Origin of the sequence: Rhodococcus sp. 66b, assembly GCF_002076325.1 — a bacterium.
Taxonomy (GTDB): domain Bacteria; phylum Actinomycetota; class Actinomycetes; order Mycobacteriales; family Mycobacteriaceae; genus Rhodococcus_F; species Rhodococcus_F erythropolis.
The window spans coordinates 448,116-465,852 of the sequence record NZ_MUZB01000001.1 but is presented as its reverse complement, the minus strand read 5'-3'; the positions used below and the strand labels follow the sequence as shown (position 1 = coordinate 465,852).

The window sequence follows — 17,737 nt, the reverse complement described above, 5'->3', positions numbered from 1 at the left end:
CCTGCTGTTTGTTACCCGAGCCACTTCTCGAGGCGGGTCAGCGCCTCCTGGATGTCGGCTGTCGCGCCCGCGAACGAAAGTCTGACCATCCGGTTTCCGTGGACGGTGTCGAAATCGATTCCGGGTGCCAACGCGACCCCGGTATCTGTCAGCAACCGGGCACACCACGCGGTGGCGCCCTCGTCGCCACACAGATGGCCGATATCCGCGTAGACGTAGAACGCACCGTCGGCGGGAGCCAGCTCGGTGATGCCCAGTTTCGGCAACCCGGTCAACAGCAGTTCACGATTGACGGCGTACCGCTGAACGTGCCCGTCCAACTCGACCTTCGCCTCGTCCGAGAACGCCTCGATGGCGGCGTACTGAGAGATCGCGGGCGGACACACCGTCATGTTCGACGCGAGTCGCTGCAGCGGGCGCCGCAAGTACGTCGGCACCAACATCCACCCGAGCCGCCAACCCGTCATCGAGAAGTACTTGGACACCGAGCCGATCACAACGGATTCGCGTGAGGTCTCCCAGGCGCTCGACGTGTGCTGATCGCCGTATCCGATGCCGTGGTAGATCTCGTCCGAGATCAGGAGGGTGCCGTGCTGCTCGCACCACGTCGCCAACGCAGCGAGCTCCTCGGGCGAGATCACCGTGCCCGTCGGATTTGCCGGGCTGGCAACGATCAGACCGGCAGGCGGCGACGGCAAGGCCTCGAGCATGTCCACCGTCGGCTGGTATCGGGTTGCCGGCCCGCAGTCGAGTTCGACGACGTTGCAGCCGAGAGCGGCAAGGGTGTTGCGGTAGGCGGGATATCCGGGGCGAGCGACCACCACGGTGTCGCCCTCGTCGAACGCGGCCAGGAAAAGCAAGGTGAACGCCCCGGACGAACCTGTCGTCACCACCACGTCTTCGGCGTCGACGGCTATTCCCGATCGCTCGCTGTGGTAGCGCGCAATAGCTTCGCGTAGCGGCAGGATCCCGAAAGTCTCGGTATACCCGAGTAGTTCGGTGCCGAGGATCTCGCGCGTCGCACGTAGCACCGGTGCCGGCGCGGGGGTCGACGGTTGACCGGCAGCCAACGTCAGAACGTCACCGTGCGTCCGCTGACGTTCGGTCGCGGCCTTCCATACATCCATGACATGGAAGGTCTGGATATCTGATCGACGAGATTCTGAGCGCACACCCCGACGGTAGCCGAACCACACTTCCGTGAGAAACGACGACCATCCTTTGTGACGATCCGACAGATTCAGGTGCTCAGCATGAGTCGATTCAACGAGACCTGGGCCACGTCCCTCGCGCAGCATTGATCAACGACATCCTTCGATCAAAAGGTGCATCAGATGAAAGCTCGCTCAGTGCCCACCGCGGCTCTGGTCACGATCGGCGTTCTCACGGTTGCCTCGTGCGGAAGCACCTCTGATCCTGGCGGCGGTACCTCCGGGGACTACGCCAAGGACGGGAGTTTCACGACGATCGTGAACACCGACCCCGGCAACCTTCATCCCCTGATCACCAACCTGACTGCCACGCAGGCAATCAACAGCTATACCAACGACTCGTTGTTGGCCATCGACCCCAAAACCCGTGCAGCGGGCTCGTATCTGGCCGAAAAATGGAGCGAGAACGGAACTTCGCTGAACTTCACCCTCAAAAAAGGGATCACGTGTGAAGACGGCACGACGTTCACTGCCCAGACAGCCGCGAACAACATCAACTGGGTCGTCGACAAGACGAACGGCTCGCCGTGGCTGGGAGCGTCGGTACCCGAAACTGCGGTAGCAACCGCCGATGGCGACGAGCTCACGATCAAGACGGCGGAACCTGCGCCCTTCCTGCTCGAGCGCATCGGTGCTCTCAAACTGGCATGCCAGGCAGCACTCGACGACCCCGCCAGTGTTCGCAGCAGCAGCAACGGAACCGGCCTGTTCAAGATCACCGAAGTAGTGGCAAACGATCACGTGACGCTCGAACGCCGCGACGGATACAACTGGGGACCGAACGGCGAAACCACATCGGACACCCTCGGAGTACCCAAGGCCGTCACGATCAAGATCGTGACCGACGCGGCGACGACGGCGAACCTGGTCCTCACCGGAACGGTGAACGCAGCACCGGTGGCCGGTGCGGATATCGAACGTGTGGAAGCGTCCGGCCTGGAATCGATGACGTCGAACACCTTGAGCGGGCAGTTCATCTTCAACCACAATGCTGCTCTTCCCACCAAGGACGAAGCGGTGCGCAGCGCGCTCGTGCAGGCAATCGATCTCGACGACTACACGGACATCAACACCGGTGGCAAGGGTTCGCGCGCTACGGCATTGGCCGTTGTCGATCCGCGGGCATGTGACTACGACAGTGTCACCGGTGTAGTTCCGAAGTTCGACATTGCCGCGGCGAAGAAGACCCTCTCCGACGCCGGCTGGAAGCCCGGATCCGACGGCGTTCTGACCAAGGACGGTCAATCGCTGCAATTGACGGTCATCTTTGCCAACTACCGCGATACCACTTCTGCAGCAGCAGAATACGCGATGAAGCAGTGGCAGGAACTCGGCGCGAAGGTAGAGCTTCGCGGTGGTGACAACAATTTCATCATCTCCAATACGTTCGCAGCAAAGGACCTGACATCCTGGTCGATCTCGATCGGTCTGACCGTCCAGAGTGACACTCCCAGCATCTTCGTTCCGTACTTCTCCGGCCCGACCCCTCCGGCGGGCGTCAACTTCGCATCGATCGACAATCCCGAGTACACCGAACTGGCTGCGAAGGCATCGGTTCTGCCCGGGCAGGAATCCTGCTCGGTGTGGAAGGAAGCGGAACAGGCGCTGTTCACCTCTTCTGACGTCGTTCCGGTATCCACATCGCCGAACTTCATGTTCTTCAACGGTGCGACGTCCCTGTACGCGCCGATTGGTGGAACCCTGGCGGGCCCAGGCATCCGAGTTCTGAAATAAGCCGGAAGACAAAGCTTTACGTCTGCATCTATTTCTCCGATTCGAAGGATCTACATGACTGACCGTCCATTTGTTCTCGACGACCTCCACCGCGTGGTCACACCCACTGAAACCGCAATCTCGCCCGACGGCACCGTGGTCGTCTTCGTTCGCTCGGAAATTGTTGCCGGAAAGGCAACTACATCGCTCTGGGCAGTGTCCCGCGATTCCCAGGCTCGCCGCCTCACTGCGGGGCCCGCCGATTCGGCACCTCGGTTCTCTCCGGACGGAACCTCGATTGCCTTCCTCCGCAAGGTCGGCGACTCCGCGCAGCTGCACCTGATCCCGCTCGCCGGCGGCGAGGCCGAAACCCTCACCACAGCAGCATCACTCCCCCTCGGTGCCGGCGCACCGGTCTGGAGCCCGGACGGAAATGCCATTGCGTTCGCCGCTGTGATCTCACGTTCGGACTCCACCGATCCGAATGCGCCCATCGTCACCGACCGACTCGGATACAAGGTGGACGGCGCCGGTTGGCTCGGCACCTTCCGTCGCCACCTGCACACCGTCGATCTGGAGACGAAGGCAGTACGACGCCTCACCGACGGTGATTGGAATGCGGACGTACCGTCCTGGTCGCCCGACGGCACGGCTCTTGCCTTCACCGCGAATCTCGAACCGGACAGCGATCTGAACCTCACGTTCAGCGCTTACCGAATCCTCGTCGACGATCTGTCAGTTCCGCCGCAGCGACTCGGTCACGCCACCGGGGTGCAGGGCTCCACACTGTGGCACCCGCAAGGAGATTCGGTCGTCGCCATCGGCACCCCCGAGGTCCGTGTCGGAACTGCCGACCTGATCCGTCTGTCCGTCCCCGGCCCAACTGAGACACCGGTCGACGTCACCCTCACAGCTCATCTCGATCGCAACGTGATGCCCGGCGCGCCCGGTTACCCCGGTGGCACACCGGCACTGTCGAATACTCGCGACGAAATCGTGTTCTGCCTCCGCGATCGCGGATGGACGCATCTGTATGCAGCCGACATCGAAACCGGAACCTCTCGCTCCCTCGTCGCCAATCCCAACGAGGTCGTCTCGGCGCTCTCCGTTGCCCGTGACGCCCGCGTCGCCTCCGTCATCGTCACCACACAGCAGTCCTTCGGCGAGGTCGCACTCGTCGATCTCGACAGCGGCGCTGTCACCACGCTGACAAAATTCACCGCAGAAGCACTCCCCGAGGTGACCCTGTTTGCCGCCGAGGAGCGCGAATTCACCATCTCCGACGGCCGTACCGTGCATGGCTGGTTGCTGTCCGCTCCCGAAACTGATGGCGCTGCACCCCTTCTGCTCGACATTCACGGTGGACCGCACAACGCGTGGACCGGCGTTGCCGATACCTATCACCCCGCCCACCAGGTTCTCGCAGCGCAGGGCTGGCGCATCCTGACCCTCAATCCACGTGGATCGGACGGGTACGGCGCAGACTTCATGTACGCCGTCAACGGCGCCTGGGGTACCTCGGACCAAGCCGACTTCCTCGAGCCGATCGACGCGCTTGTCGCCGAGGGACTTGTCGACGGGGACCGACTGGCGATCACCGGGTACAGCTACGGCGGATACAGCACCTGCCACCTCACCTCGCAGACCGATCGCTTTGCCGCGGCGGTGGCCGGTGGGCTGATCTGCGATTTCAACGCCATGGCCGGAGTCTGCGATTTCGGTCCGCACCTCGCGTCGCTCGCCACCGGCACCACTGTTCCCGAGAACTCCGCGGGGCTGCTGGCAGCCTCACCGCTCGCCGCCGTGAAGAACGTGGTGACTCCGACGCTGACCCTGCACGGAAAGTCGGACGAGCGGTGCCCGCTGGGTCAGGCCGAGGCCTGGTTCGCCGCACTGCGCCAGCAGCATGTACCCACCCGACTGGTGGCGTATCCCGGTGCAAGCCACGGGTTCCTCGTCAACGGCTCGATCTCGCACCGAATCGACTACAGCACACGGCTCATCGAGTGGGTGAAGCGATACACCTCCGCGAAGCTGCCCAAGACCGGCCTGGCCAATGCATCTGCCGGCGCCGACGCGTGGAAGCGCTCACTGGACGTACTGTGTGAGCGTTACGGCGTCACCGGTGCTCAATTCGGTATTCTCACACTCGATTCCAGCGGCAAGGAAATCACCCGTACGACGGTGGCTTCCGGCGTGATCAATGCAGACACCGGGGTCGAGGTATCCACCGACTCCCTGTTCCAGATCGGATCCATCACCAAGGTATGGACCGCGATGCTGGTCATGCAGCTGGTCGACGAAGGCTTGCTCGACCTGGACGCGACCGTCCGGTCGATCCTGCCCGACTTCGCACTGCAGGACGAGGAAACAGCCGCCCGCATCACGGTTCGCGCACTTCTGAACCATCGCAACGGAATCGACGGTGACCTCTTCATCGACAAGGGTCGCGGAGACGACGTCGTCGAACGCTACGTCGAGGGCCTGCGTGACTTCCGTCAGGTTCATCCACTCGAGGACGGCTTCGCGTACTCGAACTCCGCGTACGTCCTTGCAGCTCGTATCGTCGAGGTTCTTCGCGGCGGCATCTGGGACGACATCCTCAAGGAGCGGATCATCGATCCGCTCGGCCTCGCGCACACACTCACGTTGACCGGAGATACTCCGAGATACTCTGTGGCAGCGGGTCATACAGGGAACTCCGTCGTGATGCCCGTCTGGCCGATCACGCGCTCGATGGGGCCGGCCGGCTGCATCACTGCCAGCATCGGAGATCTGCTCACGTTCGCGGAACTCGGCCTTCTCGAAGGTCAGAGCGTCGACGGCGTGCGGATCGTGTCGGAGAAATCAGCGGCCGCGATGCGTACACCCGAAATCGACATCAGCGAACTGTTCCCGGACAAGTCGGGCTGGGGTCTGGGTTGGTTCCACGAAACCTGGTCGGGCGAAGAAATTTTCGGCCACGACGGCAGCACCATCGGGCAGCACGCATATCTGCGCATCTTCCCCCGCCACAATGTCGCGATCGCGCTGCTGACCAGCGGCGGCAAAGCAGACGGCCTCTATCGTGATCTCTTCACCGAAGCCGCGGCCGCATTGGTCGGACTCGAACCTCCGCAAGCCCTCGCCCCGAACCCCGCGAGTGTGGAGTCGATTCCGGATTCGGTTCTGGGTAAGTACAGCTCGGGCGGAATAGCAATCGAGTTCCGTCGTGGAGAGTCCGCTGACGAGGCTGTGATCACCGTCATCGGCGACGTCATCCCGAATCCCGAGGAAGACGAAACAGCTCCGAAGAAGCCTGCAGCGGTAGCCACTCTCGTACCGTCGCAGATCCCGGGGACCTGGACCACCCGTCAACCCGGGGCTGCCGGTTGGACGACGGTACGGCCGCACCGCGACGGCGTGTACGTCGGATTCCGCTTCCTACCACGGGTTAACGCGTGACGACGACCGATACACATACGATGACGGAAACACCGAACGCCGAAACACAGAACGCCAGCGAACTCGAGGAATCAAAGATGCAAGAACAGCTTCAGGAACTCGTCGACCAGTGGAGGGTCGAGGCAAACATCCCCGGCGTCTCGGTCGGTATCGTGCACGGCGACAAGGACATCGTCGTCACCAGCGGCATCGAGAGCGTCGAAACCCAGCTCCCGGTCACCGACAAGACGATGTTCATGATCGGTTCCACCACAAAGGTTTTTGCTGCAACAGCCGCGATGGCACTCGTCGAGGACGGCCTACTCGATCTCGACACCCCACTGGTCGAGTACGTCCCCGAACTGATCCTCGCCGACGACGAAGCCACCCGCACAGTCACGATGCGTCATCTTCTGACGCACACCGGCGGGTTCACCGGCGACGCCAGCCTCTCGGCAGGCTGGGGTGAAGACGCCCTGGGTCGATCGATTTCACGGCTGAAGGAACTACGACAGGAATTTCCCGTCGGAGAGGTCTTCTCCTACAGCAACTCCGGATTCGTCCTCGCCGGATACGTCGTAGCCAAGATCAGTGGACTGACCTTCGAAGAGCTGGTCAAGCAGCGCGTTCTGGACCCACTCGAGATGAAGAACTCGGCGTTCCTGCCCTGGGACGTGATGACCCACCGGTTTGCACTCGGCCACTACATCCGCGAGGGTGAGCCGTTCGTGTCCAACGAGACCGGACTGGACCGCGGTATGACGCCCTGCGGTGGAATGTGGTCCTCGGTGCGCGATCAGCTCGTCTGGGCACGCTACGCACTGTCGGGCGAACACCCGGGCGAGGGACAGCCGCTCGACGAGTCCACCCGGTTGCTGATGCAGAAGCCGCAGCGTCCCGCCGCGATGATGTTCGAGGAAGTCGGCATCGGCTGGCTGCTGACTCGATACGGAACCACCCAGGTAGTGCGGCACGGCGGAAACGTCAGCAACCTCCAGGTCTCCGAGTTCTTGACCGTGCCTGAGAAGAACTTCGCCGTCACCGTGCTGACCAACGCACTCGGCGGCGGAATCGGCAAGAAGATCGTCGACTGGTGCATGGCCAACCTCGCAGAGTTGCCCGCGCCGGCATCTCTCGACGTGGTCGAGCCCGAACCCTCTGCCGTCGACGCCGTCCTGGGCAAGTACCAGGCCGGCAACCTGACCATGACCGTCGCCCCCGGTGACGAGGGAATCGGCGTCCGCATGGGCAGCGCGCAGGACCTCGGCGAATACGAGGACATCGTCTGGCCACCGGCGATCCCGATCGCCTTCGTCAACGATCTCGACTTCGCTGCTCGCGCCGACACCACGCGCACGTTGGGGCGCTTCGTCACCGACGACACCGGACGCGCCGTGATGCTCGAATTCGGCGGCCGAACCGCCAAGCGAGTGGCTTGATCCTCTAGACGGGTGACGCGGTCCGATTACGAGGCCGCGTCACCCGTCTTTGTATATGCACAGCCTTTGTATATATGCACAGCCGCGAAGGTACAGACTGGACGCCATGAACGTCATCGGCGAGTCGATTCTGCACCCGTCCCGGTGGAGCGTGCGCGGCCGGACGACCGTGGCATCGACCCTCGTCATCGCCTTCTGCCTGGTGATCGCCGGGCTTGCCCTGGTTTTCGTACTGGCGAACTCCCTGCATCTGTCCGCACTGAACAGCTCCGAGGCCCGTGCCACTCAATTGGTCCAGCAACTCACCGGGAAGAGCCCAGCCGATCTCGACCCTTCGCTTCTGTCCACCGACAGCCAGATCGGAATCGTGCAGATCGTCGACGCCGATCACCGAATAGTCGCCCAATCGCCTGGAACTGACAGCGACCTACTGTCCGAACGCATTCTCGGCCCTGACGAATCGGACACCTATGGAAGGGTCAAGAAGTCCGACGACGAGGACTACTGGCTGATCGGACACGGCGCTCAGACGCCGGCCGGACCGGTCACCGTTTTCGTCGGCGCCGACCGTGAACCGGTTGAAACCGTGGTGACCACCGTTGCCGTTCTGCTCGCCATCGCCGGGCCCCTGGTTCTTGGACTGGCCGCGTTTGCCACTTACCGCCTGGTGGGTTCGGCTCTCGCTCCCGTGGAACGCATCCGCGCTCGGGTTGCCTCGATATCGAGTGGGCGTCAAGGTGAACGAGTCCCCGTCCCGTCCGGGAACGACGAGATAGCCCGACTGGCAACAACAATGAACGACATGCTGGCGCGCCTCGACGAAGGCGCACTTGCTCAACAACGATTCGTCAGCGATGCCTCCCACGAGTTACGTAGTCCACTGTCCACGATCACGACGGCTCTCGAACTGGCACACCGACGCCCGGATCTCCTCGACGACGCACTGATCGAAGACGCGCTACTTCCCGAGGCGCGACGGATGCGGCAGTTGATCGAGGATCTGTTGATTCTCGCGCGCTCGGATGAAAGCGAACTCGAATCCATCGGTACCGTCGTCGACGTCGACCTCGACGACATTCTGTTCGCCGAGCAGAAGCGGATCGACGGTATCTCCGAGATCGCGGTCACCGCCACCGTTGCTCCGGTTCGCGTGTCCGGAGACCCGAGGGCGTTGGCGCGCATGGTGCGAAACCTGGTCGACAACGCAGTGCGGCACTCCGAGACCCTCGTGCATCTCGAGTGTTCCGAAGCCGGCCACGAAGCCCATATCGTGATCGAGGACGACGGGCCCGGAATCCCTGCAGCAGAACGCGAACGAATCTTCGGACGCTTCGTCCGCCTAGACCAGCCGCGGTCGAGGCAGGGAGGTGGCTCCGGACTCGGACTCGCCATCGCGTCGGAAATCGTTGCGGCGCATCACGGAACCATTTCCGTCAGCGAGAGGGTAGGCGGTGGAAGTCGATTCGAGGTGACAATTCCGCTACCGACCGACTGAAGATCAGGCAGTGCCGACAAAGCGGTACCCGATGCCTCGAATGGTTTCGATGCTGTGGGTTCCGAACGGGAGGTCGACCTTCTTACGTAGGTAACCGATGTAGACCTCGACGATGTTCTCGTCACCTTCGTAGTTGGTGTCCCAGACCGAGCGAACGATCTCGGTCTTCGTGACCACAACTCCGTTGTTGCGCATCAGGAACTCGAGAACGCTGTACTCACGTGGCGTCAGCGTCAATTCGATTCCCGCTCTGATCACCTGATGTTTGGCGGGGTCGAGGGACAGGTCTCCCACGGTAAGTATCGATGGACGCTGGGGAGCGCCGCGCCGCACCAGTGCGCGAAGCCGCGCGAGGAATACTACAAACGAGAAGGGCTTGACCAGGTAGTCGTCTGCACCGAGATCGAAAGCATCAGCGAGGTCGTATTCGCCGTCCTTCGCCGAGAGCATGAGGATCGGCGTCCACACCCCCCGGGCGCGTAGGTCCCGCACGATGTCGTATCCGTGTTTGCCCGGCAACATGATGTCGAGAACGATTACGTCGAATTCGTCGCTGCAGGCAATCGCGAATCCGTCGTCCCCGTTGAGTTCCACGGCGGTCACGAATCCCTCGGCTACCAATCCCCGCCGGATCGTCTCGGCCAGGCGTACTTCGTCTTCGACAACCAGTACTCGCACCACCGGCCCCGTTTCGTCGACACGCAGTTGTTCGGATGCACCCAGTAGAGCAGACGGTGGGCCCATGACCGAGTTACGTTCAGCGTTTCTTCAGCTTCTGATCGTCACACTGCATTCATGCCAGCAACTGTGTCGACCGTGCGAAACGTGGTCACCGAAGTCTTGACCGAGAGCACCACCGCAGAAATTGCGGTTGCCGCAATCGTGGTGGCAGCCGCGCTGTTCGCATTCGGTTCGATCTACCGGGCCTCCAGCGTTCGGTCAACAGCGCTCCGCGCGTCCGGGCTCGCCCTCGCCCTGGTGACGCTCTCGATCCAGGTATATCGAAACGGGTGGTTGACGAGCTTCGACGGGCCGGTGACCGACTGGATGGTCGATCACCGGAGCGGCGCCCTCAACCAGATCGCGGTCGCCGTCACAGATCTCGGTAGTCCTGTCGCCACCGCGCTGCTCGGGATCACTTGCGGAGTGCTCATCTCGTGGCGAGCGCGTTCGGTTGTTCCGGGTTTGATCGTGATCGGAACCGTTGGCGGTGCGGCAGTCGCCAGCACGGTAATCAAAGCGCTCGTCGGTCGCGAACGTCCGCCGACCAACATCCAGGTTCTTCTCGAGACCGGCCACTCGTTCCCGTCTGGTCACGTCACCGGCACAGCAGCGCTGTTCGGCATTGCAGTTCTCGTTGTGAGCGTCGACCGAACACCGACTGTCAAACGTCTTCTGATGCTGCTCGCCGTGACGGTCACCGTTGTCGTCGCGCTCACTCGCCTCTACTTGGGAGCTCACTGGCTCACCGACGTCGTTGCCGGAGCTGTCCTCGCGACGCTTGCCGTCACTGCGGGTGGAGCAGTCTTCCAGTTCGTCAGCACGCACAACCAGTCCGAATCAACTACTGCTGCAGTGTGCTCTGCAGAACCTTCAGCACTTCACGAGCCGCAGTCGGCCCGGTATTGAGGTAGAAGACGTCGTCGTCGACAGCAACGGCATGGTTGGCAATCACCCCACGTAACTGCGCCCACAACGGCGCGTTGGTCAACGTCGCCGGGTCCCCGCCTTGTACTCCGTAGAAGATCCAATCAGCGTCCGCCACGTTCAACTCTTCCTCACTGATGTCTCGGGAGGTGTCGTCGAATTGCTGCGACTCCGGACGCGTCAGGCCGGCATCCTGGGCGATACTGCCGGTGAACGAAGGAATACCGAAGATGCGCAAGCGATTTCCGTTCTGGCGGGTGAACGACACTGTCGGCGGCGACGAAAGGGAAGCACCGAGGGCTGCGGCATCCGCGTTGAAGGTATCCAGTAGTGCTTTCGCCTGCTGCGTCTTACCTACCCCGTCGGCAACCAGCAGGAAGTCCTGTTTCCAGTAGACACCGGTCCCCTGCGTTGCCACGGTGGGCGCAATTGCCGAAAGCTGGTCGTACAGCGAATCAGCATCCTTCCCTGCAACATTCATCAAAATCAGGTCAGGATCGAGCTTGACGATCGCTTCGAAGTTCGGTGTGAAGCGCCCACCTGCGTCGACGACATCACCTAACTGGGTGCGGAATTCGGGGTATGCGGCCAACAGGTACGGCGGCACCAGGTCCGCACCGTCACCACGAGTCGAAGCCGCAGGAACGACGCCGAGCGACAAAAGCGCATCTGCTTGCCCGGTCGAAATGACGACAACCTTTTCGGGCTGCGATTCGATCGTGGTGTCCCCTTTGAAGTGTGAAACGGTACGAGGGAATTCGCCGTCCGACTTTCCGCTCCCCATTCCAGCCGGGACTTCTCGCGGAGCGACAAACGCAGAGTCCGCCGGAGTCGACGCACTGATGTCAGTGCCTGTGGGCGAGGCGTCGCTCGAGCAGGCACTGAGAGCTGCCACCAATGTCAGTGCGCCGATCAGCATTACACTGCGTGACTTCTGTCCAAAATTCATGATCGTGTCCCGTACGTCGTGAAGCACGACAGCTTCATCTACCGTCATGGTTAGGTGACCCTACCCTTTTAGGAACTGTAAACTATATCTGTGTCAGATACAGTTTTGGGGCGTGGATCACACGAGGTCGATCGCTACTCTGATCGCGTGCCCACTGCGGAAGAAGCATCGAGATCACTCATCGCTGCGGCGTTCGAATTGCGTCGAGCGCTGCGTGAATACATGGATACGTCGGGTACCGACGCGACTTTGCCAGAGGCACAATCCGAGGTACTTCACGATGTCGCGCACCATCCCGGCACTCGCATCGGGGCCGTGGCCGATCGCCTCTCCAGACGCCCGAACACCGTCAGCACGCTGGTGCGCATCCTCTCCGACAAGGACCTGATCGAGCGGCGACCCGATCCCACAGACGGCCGGGTGAGCACGCTTTTCGTGAAGGACGAGCGAAGCGCGCGCCGGGACCGTCGGTCCGAACTACGCATCGGCGTCCTGGCCCAAGAACTGACAGCCCTCGACGAAGGCGACCTCGACACATTGACCACTGCCATCGGCATCCTCGACCGAGTCAATCGATCACTGCGAGTTCACGCACCGCGATGATGCCACTCAGGTGACTTTCCCACTCTTCTCGTAGACGTCGGCAAAACGCCTCATCTGCTCCGTGATGCCCGTCAGGCTGTACCCCGTACGCAGTTCTACCGAGGCAACCTGGCCCGAAACCACAGCCGGAAGCCTGGTGAACGTCGGCGAATTGAGCTCCGGTGCGTCAGACCACGTCGGCGGAATCAGGAGGAGATCGGCCGGAAAGACGCCCGGCTCTTCCCAACTCGCTGATGCCCAGAAACCGTCCTCGCTGTCCAGCTTCGCGAATTCGACGCCCATCGTCTCGAGAATACTTCCGAGCGGAGTCCATCCCGGCACCGCGTAGTCAAGGCTCGACTCCAACGGAATCACGTATGCAACAGAGATATTCGTTCGCGATGTGGCCAATTCACGCACCCGGTCACCGAGCGCACTCAACTCTTCCCGTTTTGCCGCGTAGACCGGCGAGGTGTCGGTGCCGCCGATACCCTGGACCAACGAACTGAAGTTGTCCAACGCCGCTTGCGCCCCGTCGGTGATCTCGACACCTGCAATGGGAGCAACCTCTTCGACGCGAGCGATATCGTCGCCCCAGATGCTGCCGAAGTTTCCGCCGTTGTACGAACTCCAGATGTCGATGACCAGATCCGGGTCCACTGCCAGGAGTTTCTCGGCACTGATATCTGTGTCGGTCTCGCTGACATGGGCAATTCCACTGAAGTCGAATGCATTCAACGTGGATTCGTCGAGCCTGGAAAAGCCGATGATACCGACTGGAACGACCCCGTATTCGAGTAGCACCGGCGCGGTGTCCGCCGTCGCCACAATGCGTTCAGGGATCTTGTCGAGTGAAATCTGCTGACCACGCGCATCGACATACGTCCACGCATCACCGTCGGACTTCGCGTCGGTCGTCGAGGTGCCACATGCTGCCAGCACCGTCGAAAGTGCCACTGCCACAGCCATGAAGATGGCCCTGCTACCGCGTTTCGAACGCGGCGCAACAAAATCGATCACTTCTGCCCCATGCTGTCGAGCGGGTTTCGGGCGAACCCCGAACCCGGAAAGTAAAGTAAGCCTCGCCTACATGGCTAACGGTAGAGCGGATCAGGGGATGACGCAATCGCGGAGTTTTGTCAAAGAATGTCGAAATCGGATCAACGATCCGCGTTCTTTCGAAATGCCATCGGCGTGACACCGGTGGACTGTTTGAAAGCGGCGACGAAACTACTGGGCGTCGAGTATCCGATCTGCTCGGCCACGTCGGCGACCGCAACACCTTGGCCGAGTAGGGACATCGCCACGTTCATCCGAAGCAGCACTCGCCACTGGCCGAAACTCACGCCGGTGTCCACCTTGAACCGACGAGCCAAAGTGCTGGTGCTGACGCCGATCTCGTTCGCCCAGTCTCCGAAACTGCGTGGGTCCTCCGGATGAGACAACAGGTCGCGTGCAATCCGCCCGACCGGGCCCGAATCGGGGATCTTCATCGCTCCGCGCTCGTCGCCGGGAACGACGAGGTCGAGGAACACTCGCTCGGCGCGGCGCCTCGCGTCGTCCGACATCTCGCGAGCACTCAGATGCAGAAACAACTCGTAGAGTAGCGGCGTGCCGTGTACCGCAACCGGGTGATCACCGAGCGAAGGCCCCTGCCCTACAGCGCAATACACCGTCAGGAACTGCGCACCCGCGGCAACGCGCACCGAGTGTCGATGCAGTGCCGGTATCCACAGCCCTCGTCCCGGCAACAATGTCCACATCTGGGCGCCCGAGCGAACAACCACAATGCCGGAACGAGGGAACAGAATCTCGTTCGATCGGTGCGCGTGGGTTTCCCATGTCACCGGTTGATCAGCACTCGACGCACCACCCCACAGAACCAAATCTTCGGGCTCGTCGTCTAATTCGTGTTCGGATACCACCAGCTCGTCGCTCGACGGCACGCCCCACCGGAGCCAATCACCGTCGACCTCGGATTTTGTCCGCCTCACGTCTACATCCCTGGATCGACCGTCGTCTGTCCAGGTGACTGTAACCGCTGCCACGCAGAGCAGGTGCGGCAGGAAGTTGATCCCACCGCACCTGACCCCGAGTCGCCGCTCTAGTTCATGTCGTTCGCAATGATGTTCTCGATGTTCCGTTCGGCCAGAGCGGTGATGGTGACAAACGGATTGACTCCGACATTGCCCGGAACGAGGGATCCGTCCATGACATACAGTCCCGGGTACTCCGGCAGACGACCGTAGCCGTCGGTCGCCTTGCCAAGCACACAACCGCCGAGGGGATGGTACGTCAACTGGTCGCCCCACGTCTGCACCGGACCGAAGAGGTCGGTCCGGTAGATCGTGCCTTCCTTTTTGTTGATCTTGTCGAAGAGTTTCTTCGCCATGTCGATCGACGGCTGGTTCTGCGAGCGCTGCCAATTCAAACCGACTTTGCCTGTTGCCGAGTTGAATTGGAACTGAGCACGTTGCGGATTCTTGGCAATCGCCAAGTACAGGCTGACCCACAGTTCGGTACCGGCTGGAAAGGGCGCGATTTCCGCGAACACAGGAGCGGATGTGTCAGCCCAGTTGTCGATACCCATCACGGGGATCGCCGACTGCTTCGCGCCGGTGGCGTCCCACATGTGATTGGCGCGACCCACCATCACGTTGCCGTTGTGCCCCCATTCCTGCCCAACCGCACCCGGCAAATTCGCCAGCTGCCCTTGTGCTTTCATCGCGACCAGGAGCTTACTGGTGCCGATACTGCCGGCCGCGAAGAAGACCTTGTCCGCGGTCACCGTCTTGGTGCCGACGGTGTTGCCCTGCTCGTTGATCTGGTTCATCACCACTTGATATCCACCACCGGTCGCGGCCGGCGCAACCGAGGTCACGACGTGCAGCGCCGAGATCGTGAGCTTGCCGGTGGCGGATGCCGCAGCGAGGTACGTCTTGTCCAGAGACTTCTTTCCCGCGTTGTTGCCGTAGATGACCTCACTCACCAGGGCAGACTTGGTGACCTGACCAGCAGCTTCCTGCTTCATGTAGTTGAAGTCGTAAACATTCGGCACGAATGTTGTTGTGTAACCGGATCTCTCAGCGGTCTTTCGCCCGGTTCGTGCAAACTTGTAGTACTCGGTCGACTCGAACCAGGCCGGGTCGATGTTGTTGACTCCGAGCGCAGCGTTGGCCCGCGGGAAGTACGTCGAGTACATCTCGTTGGAATCGACCCCGGGCAGGATCTCTTCGAAGTAGTTGCGCTTGGGTGTGACGGCCATGCCGCCGTTGACCAGCGACCCGCCGCCGACCCCTCGGCCTTGGTAGACCTTGATCCCGCCGAAGTCCTCGGCGTCGAGAACGCCGACGTAGCGGCTGATGTTCTTGTCCACCGAGCCGCCGGAGAAGTGTGAAACCGGTTGAACTGTACGGTCTCTGAGCCAGAAGGAACGTCCGTCCGGTGAGAGCATCGGGCAGAAGACCTTGCCGTCGGACCCCGGCGTGGTCCACGACTTCCCCATCTCGACCATGTGTGTGTCGATGCCGGCCTGCGTCAGCCGAAGTGCCGCAACGGCTCCGCCGTACCCGCTGCCGATCACGAGCGCAGGGACACGGTCTCCGTCGCTCAATGCTCGCCTGGGCGCAGCGGCGGCCGTAGTCCACGAGGACGAGAGCGCAGCGGCGCCCACAGCTAATCCTGTTGCTGCCAAGAAGTTTCTACGCGAGAGCGTGGAATTGGTACGTGCGTGCCGTTCGTTGAATCCAGCGCGAATGCTCAAGTGTGCCCTTCTCTTTCCGTGACCCCCGCGCTGAGATATACCGGGAGAAACCGAACGAGAAGTCCATACTCGTGGGTAACTTCGAGGAACCGTTGATTTTCCATGAAAAGGGCCGATGAACAGAAAGTTCACCGGCCCTCCGAAAGAACGAGTCAGGGAAGAGAGATGCGCCCTTCGACGGCGCCGAGTCCGATGTCCGTGCGGAAATGACCGCCGGGAAGCTTGACGTCGGCGATCTTTGCGTAGGCGTCGTCACGCGCTTCGGTCAGATCCTTGCCCACTCCGACAACACTCAGCACACGCCCGCCGGCCGAGACGACGGCTCCGTCTTCACGCTTTTTGGTACCGGCATGCAGGACTCCGTCGGCGTCGGCTCCGGTGATCACGTCGCCGGTGCGGGGGGTCGCCGGGTAGTTCTCGGCAGCAATCACGACCGTGACAGCGGAACCGTCGCGCCACTGCAACGGACCGACCGAATCGAGTGTTCCGGTCGATGCCGCATTGAGTAGACCGCCCAGCGGCGTTTCGAGGAGAGCAAGCACGGCCTGAGTTTCGGGGTCACCGAATCGGCAGTTGAATTCGACGACGGCCGGGCCGTCGACACCGATCGCGAGACCGGCATAGAGAAGGCCGGAGAAACTGCTACCGCGTGCGACCAACTCGGCAGCGACGGGCTTGACGACGTCGTCGACGATCTGCGTGACCATCTCGTCGGGCAGCCACGGCAAGGGTGTGTACGCGCCCATGCCGCCGGTGTTGGGTCCGGAGTCTCCGTCGCCGACGCGCTTGTGGTCCTGAGCCGGGAGCAGCGGGATCACGGTTTCACCGTCGACGAGGCAGAAGAGCGAAACTTCCGGACCGTCGAGGAAGGATTCGAGGAGAACCGGGTGCCCGGTCTCGAGCAGTTCAGCGGCATGATCGCGCGCGGCGAGACGATCCGTCGTGACGACTACGCCCTTGCCCGCGGCCAGTCCGTCGTCCTTGACCACCCAGTTGGGACCGAAGCGGTCGAGTGCTTCGTCGAGCTTGGCCGGATTGTCGACGATCTCGCTGTGAGCGGTCTTGACGCCGGCGACAGCCATCACGTCCTTGGCGAAAGCCTTCGATCCCTCGATGCGGGCGGCGTCGGCCGAAGGCCCGAAGCAGGCGATACCTGCTGCGCGCACCGCGTCTGCAACACCGAGAACCAGCGGAACCTCGGGTCCGATGACGACGAGGTCGGCTTCGACCTTCTGGGCCAGCGCGGTAACCGCGTCACCAGAAGCGACGTCGACGGGGTGCTGCTCGGCGATTTTTGCGATCCCGGCATTGCCAGGCGCGCAGATCAGGGCCGTGACACCTGGATCGCGAGCAAGAGAGAGAAGGAGGGCATGTTCACGGGCTCCGGAGCCGATTACTAGTACGCGCACGGGGAACAGACTACGGCCTGCGATAACAGCGCTCTCGGAGTGCCACTGACGGGGCCAAGGTCCCAGCGTTCGACCTTTGTGCGAAATATCCGTTTCGAGATGCGAT

At 61.9% G+C, this 17,737-nt stretch carries 13 protein-coding genes; 6 read left to right on the top strand and 7 right to left on the bottom strand.

Features of this window, described 5'->3' with window-relative positions; genetic code table 11:
• Positions 1-11 precede the first annotated feature (11 nt).
• Positions 12-1,127, bottom strand: a complete 1,116-nt coding sequence (locus B0E55_RS02080) for a pyridoxal phosphate-dependent aminotransferase (RefSeq protein ID WP_179154745.1) — start codon at positions 1,125-1,127, stop codon at positions 12-14.
• 207 nt (positions 1,128-1,334) lie between these two features.
• On the opposite strand from B0E55_RS02080, the gene B0E55_RS02075 reads away from it, so the two are divergent.
• The 4 genes from B0E55_RS02075 (at position 1,335) to B0E55_RS02060 (ending at position 9,281) form a co-directional block, all read left to right on the top strand.
• Positions 1,335-2,945: an ABC transporter substrate-binding protein gene (locus B0E55_RS02075; protein WP_080908985.1), complete on the top strand. Its 1,611-nt coding sequence runs from the start codon at positions 1,335-1,337 to the stop codon at positions 2,943-2,945.
• Positions 2,946-2,999: 54 nt separating this feature from the next.
• Complete coding sequence (locus B0E55_RS02070; RefSeq protein WP_080908984.1) at positions 3,000-6,368, top strand: serine hydrolase; 3,369 nt, start codon at positions 3,000-3,002, stop codon at positions 6,366-6,368.
• A 20-nt stretch (positions 6,369-6,388) separates the two neighbouring features.
• Positions 6,389-7,786: a serine hydrolase domain-containing protein gene (locus tag B0E55_RS02065; RefSeq protein ID WP_021342978.1), complete on the top strand. Its 1,398-nt coding sequence runs from the start codon at positions 6,389-6,391 to the stop codon at positions 7,784-7,786.
• 106 nt (positions 7,787-7,892) lie between these two features.
• Entirely contained in the window at positions 7,893-9,281 is a 1,389-nt protein-coding gene (locus B0E55_RS02060) for a sensor histidine kinase (RefSeq protein ID WP_080908983.1), read from the top strand.
• A 3-nt stretch (positions 9,282-9,284) separates the two neighbouring features.
• Here B0E55_RS02060 and B0E55_RS02055 read toward each other — a convergent pair whose 3' ends face one another.
• On the bottom strand, positions 9,285-9,959 hold the full coding sequence (locus B0E55_RS02055; RefSeq protein ID WP_020906359.1) for a response regulator transcription factor: 675 nt from the start codon (positions 9,957-9,959) through the stop codon (positions 9,285-9,287).
• 117 nt (positions 9,960-10,076) lie between these two features.
• On the opposite strand from B0E55_RS02055, the gene B0E55_RS02050 reads away from it, so the two are divergent.
• A complete protein-coding gene (locus B0E55_RS02050; RefSeq protein WP_241895986.1) occupies positions 10,077-10,910 on the top strand; it encodes a phosphatase PAP2 family protein in 834 nt (277 codons plus the stop codon).
• On the opposite strand, the gene B0E55_RS02045 is transcribed toward B0E55_RS02050, so the two are convergent.
• Complete coding sequence (locus B0E55_RS02045; protein WP_241895985.1) at positions 10,846-11,925, bottom strand: ABC transporter substrate-binding protein; 1,080 nt, start codon at positions 11,923-11,925, stop codon at positions 10,846-10,848. The two genes, B0E55_RS02050 and B0E55_RS02045, sit on opposite strands and share 65 nt — an antisense overlap.
• Before the next feature lie 99 nt (positions 11,926-12,024).
• Between B0E55_RS02045 and B0E55_RS02040 the strand changes: the two genes are divergently transcribed.
• Positions 12,025-12,480 (top strand): MarR family winged helix-turn-helix transcriptional regulator, encoded by a 456-nt coding sequence (locus B0E55_RS02040; RefSeq protein ID WP_019747049.1) that lies wholly within the window; start codon positions 12,025-12,027, stop codon positions 12,478-12,480.
• 6 nt (positions 12,481-12,486) lie between these two features.
• Here the strand turns inward: B0E55_RS02040 and B0E55_RS02035 are convergent, their stop codons facing one another.
• The 4 genes from B0E55_RS02035 to purD all read right to left on the bottom strand — a co-directional run bounded on the left by B0E55_RS02035 (position 12,487) and on the right by purD (position 17,631).
• A complete protein-coding gene (locus tag B0E55_RS02035; RefSeq protein WP_080909056.1) occupies positions 12,487-13,428 on the bottom strand; it encodes an ABC transporter substrate-binding protein in 942 nt (313 codons plus the stop codon).
• Between the two features lie 191 nt (positions 13,429-13,619).
• Positions 13,620-14,453, bottom strand: a complete 834-nt coding sequence (locus B0E55_RS02030) for a helix-turn-helix domain-containing protein (protein WP_029537590.1) — start codon at positions 14,451-14,453, stop codon at positions 13,620-13,622.
• Between the two features lie 110 nt (positions 14,454-14,563).
• Positions 14,564-16,132 carry a GMC oxidoreductase gene (locus B0E55_RS02025; RefSeq protein WP_020968539.1) on the bottom strand — a complete coding sequence of 523 codons (1,569 nt, stop codon included), beginning with the start codon at positions 16,130-16,132 and terminating at the stop codon, positions 14,564-14,566.
• Between the two features lie 242 nt (positions 16,133-16,374).
• Entirely contained in the window at positions 16,375-17,631 is a 1,257-nt protein-coding gene (gene purD / locus B0E55_RS02020; RefSeq protein ID WP_021333105.1) for a phosphoribosylamine--glycine ligase, read from the bottom strand.
• Between the last annotated feature and the right edge of the window lie 106 nt (positions 17,632-17,737).